This window comes from Burkholderia sp. JP2-270, from assembly GCF_003233675.1.
GTDB lineage: Bacteria > Pseudomonadota > Gammaproteobacteria > Burkholderiales > Burkholderiaceae > Burkholderia > Burkholderia pyrrocinia_C.
In genome coordinates, this window is sequence record NZ_CP029828.1 from 72,179 (window position 1) to 91,315 (window position 19,137).

16 protein-coding genes and 5 pseudogenes are annotated in these 19,137 nt (G+C 65.7%); 8 read left to right on the top strand and 13 right to left on the bottom strand.

The window, feature by feature from the left end; all coding sequences use genetic code 11:
- Nucleotide 1 precedes the first annotated feature (1 nt).
- From DM992_RS39660 to DM992_RS39670, 3 genes are read left to right on the top strand one after another with little or no spacing between them, the layout of a single operon-like run.
- Nucleotides 2-700: an ABC transporter ATP-binding protein gene (locus tag DM992_RS39660; protein ID WP_111021730.1), complete on the top strand. Its 699-nt coding sequence runs from the start codon at nt 2-4 to the stop codon at nt 698-700.
- Nucleotides 697-1,782 carry a biotin/lipoyl-binding protein gene (locus DM992_RS39665; protein WP_105393384.1) on the top strand — a complete coding sequence of 362 codons (1,086 nt, stop codon included), beginning with the start codon at nt 697-699 and terminating at the stop codon, nt 1,780-1,782. The genes DM992_RS39660 and DM992_RS39665 overlap by 4 nt, the downstream gene beginning before the upstream one ends.
- The gene (locus tag DM992_RS39670; protein ID WP_105393385.1) at nt 1,760-3,250 is read left to right on the top strand and encodes an efflux transporter outer membrane subunit; all 1,491 of its coding nucleotides are present in this window, start codon (nt 1,760-1,762) and stop codon (nt 3,248-3,250) included. The genes DM992_RS39665 and DM992_RS39670 overlap by 23 nt, the downstream gene beginning before the upstream one ends.
- 31 nt (nt 3,251-3,281) lie before the next feature.
- Here the strand turns inward: DM992_RS39670 and DM992_RS43300 are convergent, their stop codons facing one another.
- Nucleotides 3,282-3,425, bottom strand: a complete 144-nt coding sequence (locus DM992_RS43300; protein WP_239511580.1) for a hypothetical protein — start codon at nt 3,423-3,425, stop codon at nt 3,282-3,284.
- A 385-nt stretch (nt 3,426-3,810) separates the two neighbouring features.
- Here DM992_RS43300 and DM992_RS39680 point away from each other — a divergent pair, with 385 nt between their 5' ends.
- The 3 genes and pseudogenes from DM992_RS39680 to DM992_RS39690 all read left to right on the top strand — a co-directional run bounded on the left by DM992_RS39680 (nt 3,811) and on the right by DM992_RS39690 (nt 6,354).
- Nucleotides 3,811-4,818, top strand: a complete 1,008-nt coding sequence (locus DM992_RS39680) for a nitroreductase family protein (protein ID WP_105393386.1) — start codon at nt 3,811-3,813, stop codon at nt 4,816-4,818.
- Between the two features lie 371 nt (nt 4,819-5,189).
- Nucleotides 5,190-6,000: pseudogene (locus DM992_RS39685) on the top strand (LOG family protein).
- Between the two features lie 138 nt (nt 6,001-6,138).
- Nucleotides 6,139-6,354 (top strand): hypothetical protein, encoded by a 216-nt coding sequence (locus DM992_RS39690; RefSeq protein WP_111021731.1) that lies wholly within the window; start codon nt 6,139-6,141, stop codon nt 6,352-6,354.
- Nucleotides 6,355-6,814: 460 nt separating this feature from the next.
- On the opposite strand, the gene DM992_RS39695 is transcribed toward DM992_RS39690, so the two are convergent.
- Nucleotides 6,815-7,048: a hypothetical protein gene (locus DM992_RS39695; protein WP_105393388.1), complete on the bottom strand. Its 234-nt coding sequence runs from the start codon at nt 7,046-7,048 to the stop codon at nt 6,815-6,817.
- Nucleotides 7,049-7,103: 55 nt separating this feature from the next.
- Nucleotides 7,104-7,754 carry a BON domain-containing protein gene (locus tag DM992_RS39700; protein ID WP_111021732.1) on the bottom strand — a complete coding sequence of 217 codons (651 nt, stop codon included), beginning with the start codon at nt 7,752-7,754 and terminating at the stop codon, nt 7,104-7,106.
- A 248-nt stretch (nt 7,755-8,002) separates the two neighbouring features.
- Here DM992_RS39700 and DM992_RS39705 point away from each other — a divergent pair.
- Nucleotides 8,003-8,651 (top strand): annotated as a pseudogene (locus DM992_RS39705) (nitroreductase family protein).
- 104 nt (nt 8,652-8,755) lie between these two features.
- Here the strand turns inward: DM992_RS39705 and DM992_RS39710 are convergent.
- The 7 genes and pseudogenes from DM992_RS39710 to DM992_RS39740 all read right to left on the bottom strand — a co-directional run bounded on the left by DM992_RS39710 (nt 8,756) and on the right by DM992_RS39740 (nt 14,601).
- A complete protein-coding gene (locus tag DM992_RS39710) occupies nt 8,756-9,190 on the bottom strand; it encodes an Hsp20/alpha crystallin family protein (protein WP_111021733.1) in 435 nt (144 codons plus the stop codon).
- Between the two features lie 177 nt (nt 9,191-9,367).
- Nucleotides 9,368-9,643 carry a DUF1488 domain-containing protein gene (locus DM992_RS39715; RefSeq protein ID WP_111021734.1) on the bottom strand — a complete coding sequence of 92 codons (276 nt, stop codon included), beginning with the start codon at nt 9,641-9,643 and terminating at the stop codon, nt 9,368-9,370.
- Nucleotides 9,644-9,693: 50 nt separating this feature from the next.
- A pseudogene (locus DM992_RS43305) lies at nt 9,694-9,858 on the bottom strand (universal stress protein); the annotation flags it as partial.
- Between the two features lie 202 nt (nt 9,859-10,060).
- A pseudogene (locus DM992_RS39725) lies at nt 10,061-10,639 on the bottom strand (PEP/pyruvate-binding domain-containing protein); the annotation flags it as partial.
- A gap of 171 nt (nt 10,640-10,810) precedes the next feature.
- Nucleotides 10,811-11,238: pseudogene (locus DM992_RS39730) on the bottom strand (Hsp20/alpha crystallin family protein); the annotation flags it as partial.
- Between the two features lie 257 nt (nt 11,239-11,495).
- Nucleotides 11,496-14,312 (bottom strand): AMP-binding protein, encoded by a 2,817-nt coding sequence (locus DM992_RS39735; RefSeq protein WP_111021735.1) that lies wholly within the window; start codon nt 14,310-14,312, stop codon nt 11,496-11,498.
- A gap of 46 nt (nt 14,313-14,358) precedes the next feature.
- Nucleotides 14,359-14,601 carry a BON domain-containing protein gene (locus tag DM992_RS39740; RefSeq protein WP_162631870.1) on the bottom strand — a complete coding sequence of 81 codons (243 nt, stop codon included), beginning with the start codon at nt 14,599-14,601 and terminating at the stop codon, nt 14,359-14,361.
- Nucleotides 14,602-14,860: 259 nt separating this feature from the next.
- On the opposite strand from DM992_RS39740, the gene DM992_RS39745 reads away from it, so the two are divergent.
- Nucleotides 14,861-15,208: a hypothetical protein gene (locus DM992_RS39745; RefSeq protein WP_111021737.1), complete on the top strand. Its 348-nt coding sequence runs from the start codon at nt 14,861-14,863 to the stop codon at nt 15,206-15,208.
- Nucleotides 15,209-15,329: 121 nt separating this feature from the next.
- Here DM992_RS39745 and DM992_RS39750 read toward each other — a convergent pair whose 3' ends face one another.
- From DM992_RS39750 to kdpC, 3 genes are all read right to left on the bottom strand, one after another.
- A complete protein-coding gene (locus tag DM992_RS39750; RefSeq protein WP_111021738.1) occupies nt 15,330-15,974 on the bottom strand; it encodes a nitroreductase family protein in 645 nt (214 codons plus the stop codon).
- A gap of 1,610 nt (nt 15,975-17,584) precedes the next feature.
- Complete coding sequence (locus DM992_RS39760) at nt 17,585-18,283, bottom strand: response regulator (RefSeq protein WP_111021740.1); 699 nt, start codon at nt 18,281-18,283, stop codon at nt 17,585-17,587.
- Nucleotides 18,284-18,554: 271 nt separating this feature from the next.
- Complete coding sequence (kdpC, locus tag DM992_RS39765) at nt 18,555-19,136, bottom strand: potassium-transporting ATPase subunit KdpC (RefSeq protein ID WP_111021741.1); 582 nt, start codon at nt 19,134-19,136, stop codon at nt 18,555-18,557.
- Nucleotide 19,137 lies beyond the last annotated feature (1 nt).

A 19,137-nucleotide genomic window follows, 5' to 3' on the forward strand; every position in this document is an offset into this window, starting at 1 on the left:
GATGGCCGGCATCGCGATCGACGCGCGCGGCGTCAGCAAATGGTTCGGCGAAGGCGACGCGCGCACGCAGGCGCTGCGCGACGTTTCGATCCAGGCGAATTTCGGCGAGATGCTGCTGATCGTCGGGCCGTCCGGCAGCGGCAAAACGACGCTGCTCAGCGTGATCTCCGGCATCCTGCGACCGGACGACGGCTTGGTGTCGATCGACGGCGTCGACCTGTGGGCGCAGCCGAACAATGCGATCGCCGATTTCCGGCTGAACCGGATCGGCTTCGTGTTCCAGGACTATCACCTGTTTCCGAGGCTCACGACGGCGGAGAACGTCGCGATCCCGCTGATCCTGAAGCGCCGGCCGTGGGATGACGCCATCAAGGAAGCGCATACGTACTTGGACGTCGTCGGACTCGCGAATCGCGCGCAACTGCCGCCCGTCAAGCTGTCCGGCGGCGAACAGCAGCGCGTCGCGATCGCGCGCGCGATCGTCAGCCAGCCCGACCTGCTGATCCTCGACGAACCGACCGCGTCGCTCGACGGCGACACGGGCCGCATGATCATCGACTTCGTCAAGCACCAGGTGCTGAGCGACACGCGCTGCATCGTGATCGTCACGCACGATGCGCGGATCTTCGAGTATGCGGATCGCATCCTGAGGATGGAAGACGGCAAGCTGAGCGGCATCGTGCGCGGAGGTGCGCGATGAAGCACAGGCTCGTGTTCGCGGCGGCACTCCTCGGCTTCCTGGCAAGCCTCGTTGCCGCGTGGGTGTACAGCCGCCAGGAGCCGCCGCAGCCGCCGGTGTTCAAGCCGGCCGCCAATCCGTACGCGCGCGGCGTCTATGCGAACGGCATCGTCGAGAGCGAACAGCCGGCCGGCGCGAACGTGAACGTCTATCCGGACGTGTCGGGTGCGGTGACACGCATCCTCGTACACGACGGCGATCCGGTCAAGGCCGGCGACGCGCTGCTGACGATCGACGATTCGGTGCAGCGCGCGACCGCCGCCCAGCTCGCGGCACAGGCCGATGCGGCCACCGCGCTGCTCGACGAGCTGAAGGCTCAGCCGCGCCGCGAGGTGCTCGACGTGGCCAGTGCGCAGACGGCGGCCGCGCAGGCGAGCCTGAAGCTCGCACAGGACCAGTACGACAAGCAGCGGCACGCGTACGACATCGATCCGAAAGCCGTCAGCCGCGACGCGCTCGACACCGCCGCGAACGCGGTGCGCGTCGCGGCGGCCAACCTGGATGTCGTGACGCGGCAGTATCGTCTGACGAAAGCCGGCGCGTGGCGCTACGACGTGCTCAACCAGGAAGCGCAGGCCGTCGCGCTGCGACGCGCGGCGGATGCGGCGGCCGCCCTGCTCGCCCGATACACGCTGCGCGCGCCTGCGGACGGCACGGTCCTGGCAATGAACGCGGCCGTCGGGTCGTACCTGACCTCGCAGGGGCTCTTTGACACCTATACGCGGGGCAGCACGCCGGTTGCGGTGCTCGGCACGCCAGTCGACCGGCTGCAGGTGCGCTGCTACATCGACGAAATCCTGATCCATCAGCTACCCGACTTGCATGCGTTGAAGGCGCACATGTTCGTGCGCGGCACGTCGGTTGAGGCCGATCTCCAGTTCGTGCGCGTGCAGCCGTACGTCACGCCGAAGATCGAATTGTCGGACCAGCGCACTGAGCGCGTCGACGTGCGCGTGCTGCCAGTCATTTTCCGTATCGTGCCGAACAGGAATGTGCGGCTGTTTCCCGGGCAGATCGTCGATGTCTACGTCGCAGCCAAATAACTCGCCCCGTCTGGCGCATGCGCCACGCCGCCGAACCGGTGCGGTGATCGTCGCCGTGCTGTTCGCGGGATGCACGGTCGGGCCGAACTTTGTCCCGCCGCCCGCGCCGCGCGTCGCGCGCTTCGTGCCGCCTGACGGGCCGGGCGCGATAACCGGCCCGTGGACCGGCGGCGGCCGCACGCAGGCATTGTCGGCGGACGCGGCTCTCCCGCGCGACTGGTGGACGCGCTTCGGTAGCCGCGCGATCGACCTGACCGTCGACGAAGCGCTGACCGGCAGCCCGACGCTCGATCTCGCGGAAGCGACGCTGCGGCGCAGCGAGCACGCGCTGCGGGCTGGCCAGGGTGTCTTTTTCCCGCAGGTGGACACGCAGGCCGGCGCGTCGCGTGAGCGCGCCACGCCGCTGCGCACTGGCCAGACGGTGCCGGCGTCGGTCTTCAACCTGTTCACGCTGTCGGCGACGGTCAGCTATACGCTCGACCTGTGGGGCGGCGAACGGCGCCAGATCGAGGCGCTCGCGGCCGGCGTCGATTCGCAGCGCCAGGCGCTGGCCGGCGCGTACCTGATGCTGACCGCCAACGTCGTCAATACGATGGTCGCGCGCGCCGCCTATCGTGACGAAGCCGCGGTCACACGCGAAATGATCGCGCTGCTCGACGAGCAGATGCGCCTGACGCGCGCACAGGTGACGGCCGGCGCGGCGGCCTACGTCGCGGTGCTGACGCTGGAATCGCAGCGAGCGTCGCTCGAAGCGACGCTGCCCGCGCTCGACCAGAAGCGCGCGCAGGCCGACGACCTGCTTGCGCTGCTGGCAGGCCGCTATCCGGTCGACTGGCAGACGCCGGACCTATCGCTCGACGGGATCGAACTGCCCGCCAGCCTGCCCGATACGGCGCCGTCGTCGCTGGTGCGCCGCCGTCCCGACATCCTGCAGGCGGAAGCCCAGCTGCACGTGGCCAGCGCGCAGGTCGGCGTCGCGACGGCCGCGCTCTACCCGAACCTCACGCTGTCCGCGTCGGGCAGGTTCGACAGCATCGTCGCCGGCAAGCTGTTCGCACCAGCTGGCCGCGCATGGAGTGTCGGCACCGGACTCACCGCGCCGCTGTTTCATGGCGGCACGCTGCTGAACCAGCGGCGTGCCGCGCAGGATGCGTACGCCGAAGCCGATGCGACCTATCGGCAGGTCGTCCTGTCGGCGTTCTCGCAGGTGGCCGATACGTTGCGCGCGCTCGCGAACGACGCGACAGCGCTCGATGCGCAGGCGCGCGCGATGGCCGCGGCCCGCGATGCGCTGAAGCTCACGCAGGCCGGCTACGACGCGGGGATCGCCGGCTACGTCCAGTTGCTGGTCGCCGACGTGCAATATCATCAGGCGCGGATTGCGTGGCTGCAGACGGTCGCACAGCGTCTGCAGGACACGGTCGCGTTCTACGTCGCGCTGGGCGGTGGCTGGGGCGAAGCCGGCTGACGAGCGCGTCGCGCCCGGCATTCGGCCCAATTCAGCCCGTCTGGGCGACGACGTCGGGCCGCTGCCACGGCGGCAGTTCGGCCCAGCCGAGCGAGCCGTAGACGGTCCCGCCGGCGGCCTCAATCGTTTCGACGAACGCGGCGAGCGTTGTCCCGGCCGGAACGATCAGCGTCATCGCGTCGATGAAATCCTCGCTGCGCAGCCATGGCGCCGCGCCGTGTTTGATCTGCTGGACGCTCCACGCGAGGCCGTGCCGCCCGGCCTCGGGCGGTAGCAGGCTCGGCGCATCGAACGCAACCCCAGCAACTGCGCGCGCGAATCGCTGTACGGCGGCTTCGCGGCGTTCTGGTAGGGCACGTCCGCCCAGTCAAACATCACCGCAAACATGTTCGCCTCCCCGCGCGCGCGCTTTCGCGCGCTTCGCTTCCAGGGTTGGACGTCGCGCATCGTGCGCGCAGCGCCCGGTAACGGGCGCTTGATATAAGTCAACGGGCGCCGGACGGTTGCTAACATGATGAAGCGGTATGACGCCGCCCACGCGGCGATCTGGAGATGGTCGAATGATATCCGTTCCTCCGCTTGCCGCAAGCGCCCATCCCGACCATCACCTGAGGTCGCTGCTGGGCTACGCGGTGCTGGCTCCGTCCAGCCACAATTCGCAGCCGTGGCGTTTCCTGGTCAACGGCACCACGATCTCGGTCTGCGCAGACCGCGTTCGCGCGTTGCCCGTGGTCGATCCGTTCGATCGCGAGCTGATCATCAGTTGCGGGGCCGCGCTGCTCAATCTGCGTGTCGCGCTCAATCATGCCCAGCTCGCGCACACGATCAGCACGTTTCCGTCCGAAGTCGACCCCGATCTCCTTGCGCTCGTCCGGATCTGCAACGACGGCTATTCGGATGCGTCCCTCGGCCCACTGTTCAATGCGATTTCGGAGCGCGTCACGACACGCGCACCGTTCGAATCGAGCCCCGTGCCCGAGGACATCCAGCAGGAGCTGATCGCGGCCGGCGTCGCGGAAGGCGCCGATGTCGCGTGCGTCAACTCGATCGCACACCGCGCGCGCGTCGCAGAGCTCGTCGGGGAGGCCGACCGCCAGCAGTTCGCGGACCCGCGCTTCCGGCGCGAACTGGCGAGCTGGATCGATCCGCGCCGGCACGTGGACGGCATGCCGGCATTCGCGGCCGGCGTGCCGGCGTTGCTCGATTTTGCGGCACCGGTCGTGACGACGGCGGTACGGACCTTCGATCTCGGCAACGGACTCGCCGCGCTGCATCACCAGCTCGTCGACGCATCGCCATTGATCGTATGCATCGCGACCGTGCGCGACGACCGCGAAGCGTGGCTCGCCGCCGGCCAGGCACTGGAGCGAATCCTGCTCGTCGCGACGCGCACGGGTTATACCGCGTCGTACCTGAACCAGCCAATCGAGACGGCCGGGCTGCGCGCCCATCTGCGCCACATGCTCGGGCTGCGCGGCGAGCCGCAATTGCTGCTTCGTGTCGGGCGCGGCCCGCACACGCCGCATTCGCCGCGTCGCCCGCTCGACGAAGTGATTTCCTTCATGTGATCCCGACCAGGAAACGAACATGAGCATCATGCGTTGCGCCGCCTTCTGCGCGAGGCCGTGACGGCCGGCATGGCCGCCGCGCCGACGGCCGCGGCCGAGCCGACCGAACTCGTCGGAACTGGAACGCAAGCTGCGCGTCGGCAGACCGCATGCACTGGGGCGACACGCCGATGAAGTCGGCGATCGATCGCGGCACGACGCGCCTCAGCTCGTGCAGTGGGTGTTAAGTGAGCGGCGAACGTCCCGTCCCATCATGCCGACCATGGCCAGACTAGTGCCTGGCGGCATTGCGCAAGACAGCGCGCGCCACCGTACTGCACCCGGCGCAACGATCGCGAACGCGCGCAGCAAACGGCCGGCCACGCGGCCGGATGCCATCGCCGGCAACAACGGTATCCTCCGCATCCCCCGTCGCTCGCGGCACGTCGCCAAGCGTTCGAGCTGCACGCCCGTCGATGAAAGATGCGGCGCTGCCGCAGCGCGCAAGCATGCGAGGCATCCGGCTGCAACTCAACTACTGGAAGGCAGAAGAGCGCCGGCAGCTCGAACGAATCGGGCATGCAGTCGTAATCTACGGCAGCCGTTGCACCTACCGTCGCGAATGCGCGGTTGGACGAAGCGAATCGCCTGCTCGCTGAGCGCGCGCACGGCTCCGGCAGACCGCTGCACGCGCGCCGCACCGCCCGCGATCGTGACGGGTGGCGGCCCCGGCATTCTGGAAGCCGGCAACCGCGGCGCGTACGAGCGAGGCGCACCCAGCGCCGGCTTCAATATCGAGCTGCCGCGGGAACAGGCGTCGAATCCGTACATCCCGCCCGATCTCTGCTTCCGGCTTCACTACTTCGCCATCCGCATGCTGCAACTGCTCGCGCGCGCGAAGTCACCGTCTTTTTCCCCGGCGGCTACGGCACGTTCGACGAGCTGTTCGAGGTGCTGACGCTGCTGCAGACGCGCAAGATCGCACCGCTGCCGGTCATCCTCGTCGGCGAGGCGTACTGGCACCGTGCGGTCGACCTGGCGGTTCTCGCGGACGAAGGGATGATCGACCGCCGCGACCTTGAGCTGTTCACCTATTGCGAATCCGCCGCGCGAATCTGGCACGCAATCGGAAGCCGATACGCGCTGCGTCCGGAAACCGTGCCGGCTCGCTGCGATGCTGCTTCGAAGTGGCGCGCCGCGTAGGAATCCGCCGACGGCTTCTGCACGATTCCTACCGCAGCTTCGGGCAAGGCTGATTGAATCGTCCCGTGACGAAAACGATACTGACATCACCGAGAACGGTTGCACGACCAACCGATCGCAGGCACGAGGAGGGACATCATGTCACACGGTACCTACCGCACCGACCCGGACGATCCATCCGACGCGGCTGCACTCGACACGCAGGCACTCGTAGCACTCGCTCGCGACGCCGGCATGCTCGTGATACTCGACGGACAGATAGGGCGCGAGCGGTACGAAAGCGTGACGGGATCGATCGCGACGCTGGCCCGCATCGCCAAGGCGCTGCAGTCGTCGGTGTTCAAGGCCGCGTGACGCCGGGCGTGGCGTGCCGTAACGCGGCGGCGGAACTCGCTCGACGGCATCGGCCACCGCATTTGACGCCATGGTCACACGCGTACCGTCGTCTCGTACGTCTGTCGATACCGGCTGCATCCCGATGAACGCGCGTTTGCCGGAGCGCGTCCTGCCTTTCACCCGAATTTCCCCCGGATGAAGCCCCGATGAACCGGCCCCTTTCCGGACGAATCGCCCGCGCGCTTACGGGCTGTTCGACGTATTCGGCGCCGCCGGTTTCTTTCCGACCGTGACCGATGCCGTTGCCCATCATGTTCCGCAGCCGCACCGGCATGCGCGGCCTGCGAAAGAAGGCGTGCTCCGCGCCGCCGAGTCCCGCACGAGATGAGGTAGACGGCCGGCGGGACGCGTCGGTCGCCGCATCCCGCGACGGATCGACGCCGTCGTTGACGCGCCCCGCCCTGGGGCACCTGCCGGTTCAGACCGTAAAGGTGTTCTTCATATCGATCAACGTCATCCCGGCGCGCAGCCCGTCGATCGCCGCTTCGCGCTCGGTTGGATGGGTTCTGCTGTGCGCGAACGTCCGCTCGCGTGCGCCATCTGGCGATTTGAGCGTGACGTGGATCCTGCAACAAACGCCGCCCGGTTCGGCCGTGACAGTATCTATCGCGACCGACCAGTCCGCATCGTGCAGTTCGCCCGACAGTGTCATCGGAATTTCCTCCCGACGCCCCGCGTGCTGCGTATTCGCCGGCCGCCTGCCGGCTTCACTCGACCACCAGGTCGTCGACGACTGCGCGCACGCCTCGCGCCGACCACGCGGCACCGCGCACGGCCTTGCGCTCGGAAAACGAGCCGACCTTGCCGGACAGCCGCACGGTGCCGTCGTGCACGTCGATCGCGATGTGCTTCGCCTCGCGCTCCGCGTGACGCATGATCGCGCGCTTGATGTTGCCGCCGATGTCGTCCGCGCCGACTGTCCCTTGTACCGCGATGTGGTCGGTCACGCCCGTCACGCCGCGCATCTGCGAGATCGCGCGCACGGCCAGGTGGCTCTGGTACGCCCAGTCGACCTTCCCGGACAGCGTAATCCAGCCGCGTTCGACCTGCACCTTCACCGCGTCGTCATGCAGCCCGACCGTCCAGTGCAGGACCGAACGCACCGCTTTCGCGATGTCCTCGTCGGTACGTACGTCGTCGTCCGGCAGATGCACGGTCATGTCGACGACGAGCGCCTTGACGCCGGCCACGCGGTTCGCCGCGCGCTCGATCGCCAGCTTCTCCGCATAGCTCGGCGGGTGCCCCGAAACCGTCACGATCCGGTCGGTCACCTCGACACCGATGCGTGTCGCATCGATCGACGGGTCGGACTCCAGTTCATCCTGAACGTCCTGCTTCAACTGCTTGTCGGTTTTCATCGTCTGCTCTCCTGTGAGCCGCGGCACGCCTATCCGCCGCACGCAGCCAGATTTGCACACGCTCGGCCGAGGATCGCTGATGCAGGTCAACGGATGCCTCGCGAGGCACCGCGCGACCGTCCGTTGCGCCGCTTGACAAAGGTCCACCCGATGCGGCCCGGCTACCTTATCGTGAGATCGCCAATGCGCGACGTCCCCGGCACGCGCAATCACGCTCCAAGGAGACTCGAATTACCGAACAATAACTGTTGGCCTACTCGCCGTCGCCTCCGACACTGCCGACACCGACGCAAGGAGAATCGCCCGGCGTCGTCGATCTCCCGCGCCCGGTGCTCGACAACGACGTGCCACTGATGGCGGTGCTCGCGGCCCGGATGAGTTCTCGCGAATTCGCCGCCACGCCGCTGCCACCCGCGACGCATCGGCGCGATGCTGTGCGCCGCGGACGGCATCAACCGCCCGGCAAGCGGCGGTCGTACGGCACCGTCCGCGCACCCATCCAATGAAATCGACATCTACGTCGCGTTGCCGTACTGCGTCTATCGTTACGACGCACCCGCGCACCGGCTCGTGCTGAAGTACGCGGTCGACGCGCGCGACCTGACGGGCTATCAGGACTTCGTCGGCCGTGCGCCGCTCGATCTCGTCTACGTCATGCGCACGTCTGCGATACTCGACATGCCGCCCCAACAACGCGACGTGTTCTCGGCAATCGCTGCCGGCGCCATCGCGCAGAACGTCTCGCTGTATTGCGCGGCGGCCAGCCTCGGCATGGTCATGCCCGGCTGGATCAATCACCGCGCGCTCGCCGACGCACTGCGACTGAACGAGGACGAACTGCCGATCCTTGCGCAGACGGTCGGCTATCGGGCCGGCGGTGCGGCATCGCATGCGTAAGCGCACATGTGGCTGCTTCAATGAAACGGCGCGCGGATCGCTCCGCGCGCCGTTTCCTCCCTTCGGACCATGCACCCGTGTACTGCCCGTCGCCCGTTTGCCGATCAGCTGATCGGCAGCTTCTTCTGCCCGACCGGCGCCTTCTTCGGCAGCGTCAGGGACAGCACGCCATCCTGATACGTCGCCGTCGCGTTCGCGTCGTCGATCTCGCCGGGCAGCGAGAACGAGCGGCTGATCGCGCCGCTGTAGCGCTCGCGCCGGATCACGCGCTCGCCTTCCTTCTGCTCGGTGTTGCGTTCGATCTTTGCGTTGATCGATACGGTCCGGCCCGTCACCTGGACGTCGATGTCGTCCTTTGCGACGCCCGGCAGTTCTGCGTTGACCTTATAGGTGTCGTCGCTTTCCGTCACGTCGATCTTCATCGACGCGAGATCGGGTTCGTCCGTCAGCGTTATGCCTCGCAACGGCCTGAACAGCCCCTGGAAAAGGTCGGAAACAGGTTCGATCGAAAACGGATCATAACGCGTTATCTTGCTCATGGTTCGCACTCCTTCAGTAATTGACATGTGGCTATCGCCTTCGTCCCGACGACTGCGGCCGCGATGAATATCAGAGGCGCGACACCGCATGCCGCGCAAAGGACGAGTGATCTTGCGGAATCCAGCGTAGGCGTCCGCACCGGCACGCACTTGATGCGTGTCAAGGGCGGCGGGCACTCACGTGCAGAACCGGAAATAGCCGCTGTGAAGCAGGATCGGCCGTCCCCCGACTTCCTCGAGCAGGCAGCGCGCCGCACGTTCGATGGCGGAACGATGACGCGCGAAGGCTTCGACGAGATCCTGCTCGCGAGGCGACGCCGCACGGAAGTGATCTTCCAGCGCTTCCGCGGTGATCGCGCAGCGCACACGGCGTCCTTCGACGAGCGCCGGAAAGCTCAGCGCGGGATCGATGCCGCAATACGTCGGTTGTTCGGAAGGAAACGAGATCTGCATGATGGTTACCTTGACAGATGGCATACGGCCCGTGGATCCACGCCGTGCCGCGCATCCGGATCCAATCGTCCCCCATAGGCGAACAAGACCGATTTGTCGACGACGAACACCATGAGCAGGCGGGCGCCGCACTATCGGGCCACCTTCAGTCCTTCGTCGAGCGCCACCTTCGATGAAGGACTGCCGCCTACGACGACCATGACGTTCTTGTACATACCGACCTCGCTGGATGAACCGATACGCCGGTGGTGTCCGTATATGCTTCCATCATCGGCGCTCCTTGCAGGCGGGGGTTGACGGAGGTCAACGGTTCGGAACCGCCGGACAATCGATACGAAACGAAACTGGCCGCCGTCCCGGCATGCCTCGCGACGCGGTCTCGAGCCGACACGTTGGGACGCGACGCGCTCAATCATCGTCGATCACGCAGACGCTGCCGACCGCGATGACCTCGCCGCCGCTCACGCCGGCGAGGAGCTTCCGGCCGGTCTGGCCGAGACGGTAGGTCTTCACGGCGCTGGCTTCGCGGCGGGACTGCACCGTTTCGGGACGGGTCTGGACGACGAACAGTTCCCCGCTCACGCCGTCCTTTGCCCATTCGATGTCCATCGGCTGGCCATAGTGCGTCTCAATCGCGCAGGCCCAGCGCGCGAGCGTTAGGATGTCGGAGTCCGGGAGGACAAAGGTCGCGCGCTCGGCCTTCGAGGTCGGCAAATTGCGGGTCGGCGCGTCCATGTCGCGCGCATAGACCAGCTTGCGCGCCTTTTCGCCGAGCGTCTTGCCGATGACGGGGCTGCACGCCGGATCGGCGAGCAGCGGCTTGAACACTTCATATTCGTCCGGGTTGACTGTGCACTGCACCACGTTCTCGCCGAGCCCCCACGCTGGGCTGATCAGCACCGCCTTGTCGAAGCCGGTTTCCGTATCGAGCGAGAACATGACGCCGGCGGCGCCGACATCCGAACGCACCACGCGCTGCACGGCGATCGACAGCGCGTTCGCGATCTCGATCGCCTTGTCGCGCACCCACGGCGGCAGGTTGGGCATCGTCGGCGGGTAAAGGTCCGAATTCCGAGGCATCGTCCGGTAGCCGCATGCAGGTTCTGGGTGTAAAAGAGGCATCGCCGAACGCGTCGCGACGCGTTCGGCGATGCCGCCAGGGTTGCGTCAACCTGCATTGACCTCGCTCTTCTTCTCGGACTTGCGGGCTTCGGGAGTCTTCGGCAGCGTCACCTTCAGCATGCCCTTATCGAACGACGCTGCTATCTTGTCACTGTCAACACCGTCTGGCACGCTGAAGTAACGCTCGAACGCGCCGAAGCGGCGCTCGTGCACGTAGTAGCCCTTGTGCCTCTCATCCGTCTCTTCCTGCTTTTCGCCGCTGATCGACAACCGGCCGTTCGCGAGCTTGACCTCGATTTCCTTCTCGCTCAGCCCCGGCAATTCTGCGGTGATTTCATACGACTTGTCGGTCTCGACAAAGTCGACTACGAGCTTGGCGCCCATTCTCGGCCGCGACGCCAGAACGGTTCAATATCGAACACCGAACGGCGGCCCGACCACACGCGCAAACCATGATCGAAGTCGTCGAACAAGCTAGTGCACGATAAGGATGCCCGCGCAGGTGAAAGCCGAGGCAGTGATGAAGCCGAATGCCACTGGTTCCTGATGATGGAAAAGTCGAGGCATGAGAATGCCCCCAATATTGCGTCCGGCCGCGGCAGGGCGCCCGCACGACTGACCGATACCGGCAGCCTACGATCGACGGTGCATGGCGTTTTCGACGCGCTCGTCGCATCGGATTGCGCGAAGCTGGTCGCGAATGATCCAGCCGGCTAGATGCGAATGTTGTCTATCCCGTATCCGCAGCCCCGAGATCGGCTTCGCCACAGGACGCGAGAATCGCATCGCGCGCACGATCGCGCAGTCGCGCCATCGCCCGGAAGTCGGCGCCGTCCGGCTGAAGCGGCCCGCCGATGGTCACGTCGACCGCGTGTCGATGCGGTAGCCATTCGCAGTCGCGAAGCACGGCGCGCGTGCCGTTCAATGCCACCGGTACGACGGGCCGGCCGTTCACGCAAGCGGCACGGAACGCGCCAAGCCGGAACGGTGCTAGTCCCGCCGTTTGCGTGAAGGTGCCTTCCGGAAAGAACAGCAGCGTGTCGCCCGACGCACGCGCGACGAGCGCAGCCTCGTCCTCGAGACTGCGGCGATAGTCGCGCCGCTCGACGAAGCACGTGCCGAGCGCGCGCAACATGCGACCGACGAACGGTGTCGATGCAAGCTCCCGTTTCGCGACGAACCGGACCGGCCGCGGCAGTTGCGCGAACAGCACGACGATGTCGACGTAGCTCGCATGATTCGCGACGACAATCACGGCGCCTTCGCCGAGCGCATCCGGCATGCCGTGCAGCGTCGCGCGAAGGCCCGCGAGCCGCAGGAAGAGCCGGCACGCGCGCGCGGTGCGCCGCCAGTTGCCGTTCCAGTCGTCCCGCCACGCGACGGACGCCCAGACAGCCGGCGCGAACAGCGCGACCAGCAGCCAGCAATAGACGCCCCATGCAATCCGGGCCGCTCGCCGCAGTGCGCGGTGCACGACCGGCACGACGCTGCCCACGGCCAGTTCGGCAAACTGGGTTGCCGGCGCCGGCGTGCGCGGCGCGTGTGCGCCGCGCTGCAGGTATTGGTCGAGCGTCGCCTCATGGCGTATCTTGCCGCTCGGCGTCTTGAGGATCGTGTGCGGCGCGACGATGCCGACCTCCTCCGCAGGTGCGCCCCACAGCGCCGTCGTCGCGTCATTGACACGGCTGCGCAGACGCGCTGCCGCAGTTTCATCGGTCGCGCCCGATTCGACGAGGATCACGAGTCGCTCGGTTCCCGTTGCGGGATCGGCCGCGCCGCATACCGCGACGCCCGCCGGCACGACGTCGGGCAGACGCGCGATCGCCGCCTCCAGTTCGTACGGGAAAAAGTGACGGCCGGCGCGGATGATCAGGTCCTTTACACGACCGGTCACGTATAGCTCGCCATCCGACAGGTAGCCGAGATCGCCGCTGTCGAGCCATGCGCCGTCGAACATGCCGGCCGTTTTCGCAGGACTGCGGTAGTAGCCGCGCGTAGCCGAGTCGCCACGAAACTCGATGCGTCCGGTGCTGCGCTCTGGCAGCGCTCGTCCGGCTTCGTCAACGATGCGCAGCGCCGTGCCCGCGAGCGGTTGCCCGCAGCTCGGCACGTCGAGCGCGTCCCCGTCATCCGAGGCGGGGACGGCGCACCCAGTGTCGCCCAGTGCCGCGCGCGACACGCGATCGACGCGCATCCCGCGCCCGGGTGGCGGGAACGTCACGCCGAGCGTGTTCTCGGCGAGCCCGTAGACAGGTGTCAGTGCTCGCGCGTCGAAGCCAAGCGGCGCGAAACGCGCGACAAACGCGCGCATCGTGTTTGGATTGACCGGCTCGGCGCCGCAACAGGCCAGTCGCCACGCAGACAGGTCGACATCCGCAAGCGAATCCACCTCGAGATGGCGTGCACATCGCTCATACGCGAAATTCGGCGCGGCGGAGATCGTGCCGCGATAGCGCGCCAGCGCGTTCAGCCACAGTTCCGGACGAGCCAGGAACGCGAGGGGCGGCATCACGACAACCGGAACGCCGAAGTACATCGGCGCGAGCCATGCGCCGATCAGTCCCATGTCGTGATAGAGCGGCAGCCAACTGACGACGACGTCGGTCGGCCGCACCTCCATTCGTGTGCCCATCGCGCGGATGTTCGCTATCAGGTTCGCATGCGTGAGCTCGACGCCCTTCGGCTCCCCGGTGCTGCCCGACGTGTATTGCAGCAGTGCGAGATCACCGGGCTTTGCTGCAAGTGCCGGAGCCGGCAGCGCGGCATCTGCGAGCTGCGCAGGAAAGAGCAGGTGCTCAAGCGACGCGACGCGTGCCTTCAGGAGCCGCGCTGCCGGCGCAGCCTCGTTGAACGAAACGAGCGCCTTGACCTGGGCGTTCGCGAAAATCGCCGTGTAGCGTGCGACGTGTTCGGCGAGCTGATCCGGCCGCAACGGAGGATATATCGGCACCGGCACCGCGCCGCATAGCAGGATCGCGATGAACGCCGCGAAATAATCCGGGCCAGTCGGCAGCATCAGCGCGACCGTGTCGTGTGGACCGATGCCCTTCGCGCTCAGCCCGCCGGCAAGCGCCGTCGCGTCGCGATACAGGCGCGCGTAGCTGATGGTCGTCTCCGTCTCGCCGTCCGCGAGCAGCACGATGTGCGTACGTTCAGGATGCCGTTCGACGTGCCAGCGCAGCGCATCGACCAGCGTGCGGCAATCGGCCGGGACCGGCCATTCCACCGCGATCGGTGGCGCGGCCGGGTACTCCGCGTCGGAGGCTGTGATCGTTCGGTTGCTGTTCAGCGCATCCAGCAGGTCCGCGGGCGTCGCGGCGGACGCGAACACGTCGACCGGCAGGCGCACGCCGAGTGTCTGCTCAATGCGATCGAACAACTCGGCGCGCGTCAGGCTGTCGAAGCCCAGATCGCTGTCGAATTGCGCGTCGAGCGACGCGCGACGCGGCGTATCGCGCGTGCCGTACAGTTCGGCCGACAGCGCGTCGACGAGCGCCAACAGGCGCGCGGCGTCGACGTTGGGGGGTATGGCGGTGTCGAGGTTCATTACGGAGCCCATTGAGCCGGACCTTGCTGAGCGCACTCCGCGACGGCTACACGACCGTCAACTGGTTGACCACTTCGCACACGCGCTGCGCCAACCACGCGGCATCGTATGTGAGCTGGCGCTTCTGCAGCGAACCACCCCGTCCCGTTAACGTCAAGCAGCCGTCGTGGACTCCAACTTCCACCTGTCTCGTCTCGTCCGCCACGTGGCGAACCAGCGCCGCTTCGACAGACAGGTCCCATTCCAGCGCCTGTTCCACGCCCCTCCGAAGTTCACCCTCGGTCTTCATGATCGTCCACCTGATCTGACTGTCGACAGGAATCACGCTACGTCGCCCGAAGCGGGGCGAGCTTGATCCAGATCAGCCTCGCATGGGCGGGTGGCGCGCCCCGCGCAACCGTACCGCAGCCGCACGCGACGTGCAGAAGACGCGCGCCGCGCCGCAGCGTCCGGTTGATGCGGGTCAATCGGCAGCCGCCATGCGCGGCCTACGCTGAATGCGTGAACGGCATCGTCCCGATGCACGCATTCGTCGATCGGAGGCCATCATGCGGACCGGACATCACTTCCTTCCCGAATTCCGGCACGCAACGGTGCCGACTTATTTTGTGTCCTATCTGTTCCCGCTGCTGCTGGCCGGCTACGAGGCCTATCGCGTCGCCTACTGGGTTGGCCGGCATGGCTGGCATTTCGCGCAGTTGCCGCAGGCTGGTTACGAGTTCACGCTGATGCTGATCGTGTTTGCGCTGCAGGTGATTCTCGACGGGCTGTTTTTCGTGACCGCTTGGGCCGGCCGGCGTCCGGACGTCGAGCATCGGCTTGCGAACCTGACGTTCGGGGTCGTTTGCTCGGCGCTCGTGCTTGCGTTTGACGTCGTGCTGCAGGTCGCATTCTGAGTCGCCGTAGCATGTCGTCGGCGCTCGCAGACCAATCGGCGCCTGCCGACTCTCACGGACGCTGTTGCGCCGCAGCGCCGGCCTGGCCGATACCCGACGTCCGTCGCGCATTGTCGGCCGGCTAGCCGACCGTCTGGGCAAAGGTCACGAATCGCGTGTCCGGCAAGTTCAATGCGTGCTCGAGACGCGCATAATCGATCGAGGCCCGGAACACCGTAGCAAGCCCCGATGCCGCACAGAACAAATACACGTTCTGCCCGATGAAGCCGGTGTCGACCGACGCGTACATCCGGCGCTCCTCGGCACTGACGTCCATCATCCGCTCGCCATGAGCGACATAGACAAGGTTGACGGGGGCAGTCGCAACGAAGCCCTGCCGTCCGGTCTGCGCACGGAGGTCGGCCGGCAGATGCGGCAGCAGCGCGTGAGTCTTCGGCTCGTACAGCCATACGCCATCCGCTTTCGCGACGTAAATATCCAGCACCATCAGATGGCGCCAGTACGGCGCGGTCCGATCGCCGCTCGGCCGGTTGACGCCATACGCGGCCCATAGCAGATCGGAAAGCAGCGTTTCCGACAATGGGCGATCCGAGTATTCGCGTGTCGAACGCCGCATTCTCAGCGCGGCGGAGAGCGACGCCGAGTTGTCGGCCTTCGGAGCAGGCAACGTCACCGCACGTCGCACGTCTGCACCAGTGCGTGCGGGCGCGAATACCAGTGCCGTTGCGGCCAGTATCCGGGTACCCGCTTCGCGTCGTGTCGTCATGATCGCCCCCAGTGTCGGTCGCCGCGCAATTCCGCCTATCCGGGTGTTCCGCTCAGCGCGCCGCTCCGGCGAGCACCGCGCGCAGGACCAGCGCTTCGAACAGCGGCAGCTTGTACGCGTTGTTCGCGAGCGGCGTGGCTCCGGCGCGGCTGCGCCGAGCACGACTGCGGCGCGCGTGCAGTGATCGCCCGGCTCGAATCAGGTGAATGGACTCCGCCCGCCGTTCATGGTCTTGCGTTCACCTGTCGCGTCAATTGACATGGGTCAACGTCGAAGCGACGCCTGTCGACCGAATCGAAACTGCGCAAGTGCTTCGTGGTTAATCCAGATCAATGTTCGTCGGGTGACTTCGACCATTCTTTAATTAAGCGCCATGTTTCTGCGCATTCAAGCGGTCTCGGCAGCGGCAAGTTACGGGAACGCGCGCTTGCTGGCAGCGCCAGGTCACACATGCCGGTGCAGTGACGGAGCACGTTTTACGCCACGCTCGACGCGCGCGCGTGATACGGCCCTCATGCCCCGGCATCTGGCCCTGCTATGCGGCGCGCGCACCGATCGGGCCTGCAACCGCGTCGCGGAGACTCACTTATCGGGAGTCCGATCGCGAAACGTGGCGCCCCTCCCTTTTCCGACTGGCTGCGCGATCGGACTCATGCAGCAATCCAGCCGGAAAGTAGCGCCGATGGTCATGAGGCGCATTGAAAACGTCGACACTGGACGCGATTGCTTGCCATCGTCGTTTATATGAATGCAGTGCCCGGAGCCGAGCGCTACGGGCTTCGCAGCTACCACTCCTTCCGGGGTGATACGTCCGGCCTATGACGCAGGCGCGCCGCAAACGAGCAGCGTGCGCCCGTGGATGACGCTCACGTACGTGGCCGCCGCCTATCATGTGCAGCATGCTGCCTTGACCAGGCGTCCCGGCCTGTCCCCCGGGCCAGACTCGAGCACGCGGCTGAAGGTGCTTGCCGACCGGGAGCGGATCTCGCATTCGGCCCAGATCGAGCGGTTTCAGCGAGTGATTCCTGACATTCAATGCTTGATGCCAACGGAAGCGGGTTTCGCTACAGGGTGGACGTCCGCACACTGTGCCCCATCTACTACTTCCCGATGCAGATGGCTAGCGGTTTCAGCGGCCGAGACTATCCACGACGCTCATGCGCAAACGGCGCCACCCGTCGTGATCGCCGGCAGGGCCATCACCGGCGCGGCCACGCCAGAATTGATCGACATCATCATGACGTTCCGGTAGCATTTTCATGTATCAGTGTCTGACGCCGTGTAGATCGGTCAGCGATTGGTCTGATCCGGCAATGAACATTCGCATTGGGTCCGCAATCTTTCGCGGCTATATCGATGAGGCTGACGGCGAGGTGGAAGCGGCGTTGACTCGCTACAGCGGGGGCGTCCGAGGTTACGTTAGGCGTGTCACGCAATATGTTTAACGATTCATCAGGCACTCCAATGAAGTAGCCGCCGGCTTATTGAAAATCTCACTCGGCGCGTCACACAAAGATTGGATCACTCGCGAGGGGGTGACCATATCTTCAACTCGTGCCCAAAGTGGATCGAGTGATTCACCGTGCGAAGGGCTGCAACGCGCTACGTGCCTAACGCGTTCCGACGAGACGATATCCCGTACCGGCCTCCGTTATGATGTGTTCGGGATGAGTTGGGTCACGTTCCAGCTTTTGCCGCAAATGCCCAACATAAACTCGCAAATAGTGCTGATCCCTGGTATGCGCCGGCCCCCACACCGCCCGAAGCAACTCGTCGTGCGTCATCAATTGATTTGCATGCCGAGCAAGTTCAGCCAGTAGACGATATTCGATTCGGCTCAAATGAACCGGCCGGCCTTCGCGTGTCGCTTTTCTCTCGCCAAGGTCCACCGCGATGCTGCCAACACAAATCGTCGTAGCCCCGGTAGCGCTGTCCCGCGCCTGCCTTCGCAAGTGGGCATGGATACGTGCCATCAACTCGGGCAGTCCAAACGGCTTAGTGAGAAAGTCGTCAGCGCCGGCATTCAACGCAGCAACTTTATCCGCTTCCCGGTCCATGGACGACAGAACAATCAGTGGCGAGGTGGACCAGCGACGAATCTCCCGAATCAAATCTACGCCATCGATGTCCGGCAAGCGAACGTCGACGATCAGCAAATCGGGGCGCCGGGTCGCGGCCTCCGACAATCCTTGCATACCCGTAGCGGCTTCGAAGACAGCCATGCCATCGTCCGTGAGTGACGCGCGCACAAAATGGCGGATGCATGCATCGTCGTCGATGAGCACAACAGTGGTATTGGGGCTGCGCATTTTTACCGAATCGATCGTTTCATGCAGGCGGACGACGACGCACATCCGCAGTGCTCGCCGCTATGTCGTCGTACCGGCCCAGTCCGGCGCGGCAACATGATGTAATGTCTGCCGCAGCGGCAGCCGGGGCGAGCGGCCCCATACACCATACGTGAGCGACGGCGCTGCTCACGTCGCGTCATGGGCGTGAGACAGAATGGCTGTGGGTTGCCTACAGGATGTCGCCCCCGCGAGTTACATTCAAGTGTGCTCCGCGGCGGTTGCTGGGTCATCAATGCATCGGCTTCATCTCGTCGAGTGCGAGGTTCAGCCTGAGTACGTTGACACGAGCTTGACCCAAGACACCGAGCTGGCGCCCAGACGTGTTTGCGGCGATCAGTTGGTTCACCTGCTCGACGGCCAGACCGCGCGCTTTGGCGACCCGCTCTGCTTGGTAAGCCGCAGCAGCCGGGGTGATCTCCGGATCGAGGCCACTGCCAGACGACGTCACGAGATCGACTGGCACGGGCTTCGACAGGTCGGTGCCGGCGGCTTTCAGCGCGTCGATGCGGCCTTTCACCTCATCCGCAAGTGCAGGATTCGTCGGGCCGAGGTTCGATCCGCCGGACCCCTGCGCGTTGTAGGGATTCGGCGACGTGGCAGATAGCCGTCCCCAGAAATAATGCGGCGCATCGAATTGCTGCCCGATCACCGCCGAACCGATGGCCTTACCACCCTTCATCAGCAGACTCCCATTAGCCTGCCACGGAAATACGGCTTGACCGATCGCGGTCACGATCAGCGGATAGATCCCGCCAGTGATCACGGTCAAGGCGATAAACAACGCAAGCACGGGACGAAGCACTGTTTTCACG

Bases quoted from the DNA above. Each gene is read 5' to 3' on its own strand.
- DM992_RS43300 (WP_239511580.1), bottom strand. From the start codon at position 3,425: ATGACGCTGATCGTTCCGGCCGGGACAACGCTCGCCGCGTTCGTCGAA.
- DM992_RS39740 (WP_162631870.1), bottom strand. From the start codon at position 14,601: ATGAAGACCGAGGGTGAACTTCGGAGGGGCGTGGAACAGGCGCTGGAA.
- DM992_RS39760 (WP_111021740.1), bottom strand. From the start codon at position 18,283: ATGCGCAGCCCCAATACCACTGTTGTGCTCATCGACGACGATGCATGC.
- DM992_RS39690 (WP_111021731.1), top strand. From the start codon at position 6,139: ATGTCACACGGTACCTACCGCACCGACCCGGACGATCCATCCGACGCG.
- DM992_RS39715 (WP_111021734.1), bottom strand. From the start codon at position 9,643: ATGCAGATCTCGTTTCCTTCCGAACAACCGACGTATTGCGGCATCGAT.
- DM992_RS39665 (WP_105393384.1), top strand. From the start codon at position 697: ATGAAGCACAGGCTCGTGTTCGCGGCGGCACTCCTCGGCTTCCTGGCA.
- DM992_RS39680 (WP_105393386.1), top strand. From the start codon at position 3,811: ATGATATCCGTTCCTCCGCTTGCCGCAAGCGCCCATCCCGACCATCAC.
- DM992_RS39750 (WP_111021738.1), bottom strand. From the start codon at position 15,974: ATGACGACACGACGCGAAGCGGGTACCCGGATACTGGCCGCAACGGCA.
- DM992_RS39695 (WP_105393388.1), bottom strand. From the start codon at position 7,048: ATGACACTGTCGGGCGAACTGCACGATGCGGACTGGTCGGTCGCGATA.
- DM992_RS39710 (WP_111021733.1), bottom strand. From the start codon at position 9,190: ATGAGCAAGATAACGCGTTATGATCCGTTTTCGATCGAACCTGTTTCC.
- DM992_RS39745 (WP_111021737.1), top strand. From the start codon at position 14,861: ATGCGGACCGGACATCACTTCCTTCCCGAATTCCGGCACGCAACGGTG.
- DM992_RS39660 (WP_111021730.1), top strand. From the start codon at position 2: ATGGCCGGCATCGCGATCGACGCGCGCGGCGTCAGCAAATGGTTCGGC.
- DM992_RS39735 (WP_111021735.1), bottom strand. From the start codon at position 14,312: ATGAACCTCGACACCGCCATACCCCCCAACGTCGACGCCGCGCGCCTG.
- DM992_RS39670 (WP_105393385.1), top strand. From the start codon at position 1,760: ATGTCTACGTCGCAGCCAAATAACTCGCCCCGTCTGGCGCATGCGCCA.
- DM992_RS39700 (WP_111021732.1), bottom strand. From the start codon at position 7,754: ATGAAAACCGACAAGCAGTTGAAGCAGGACGTTCAGGATGAACTGGAG.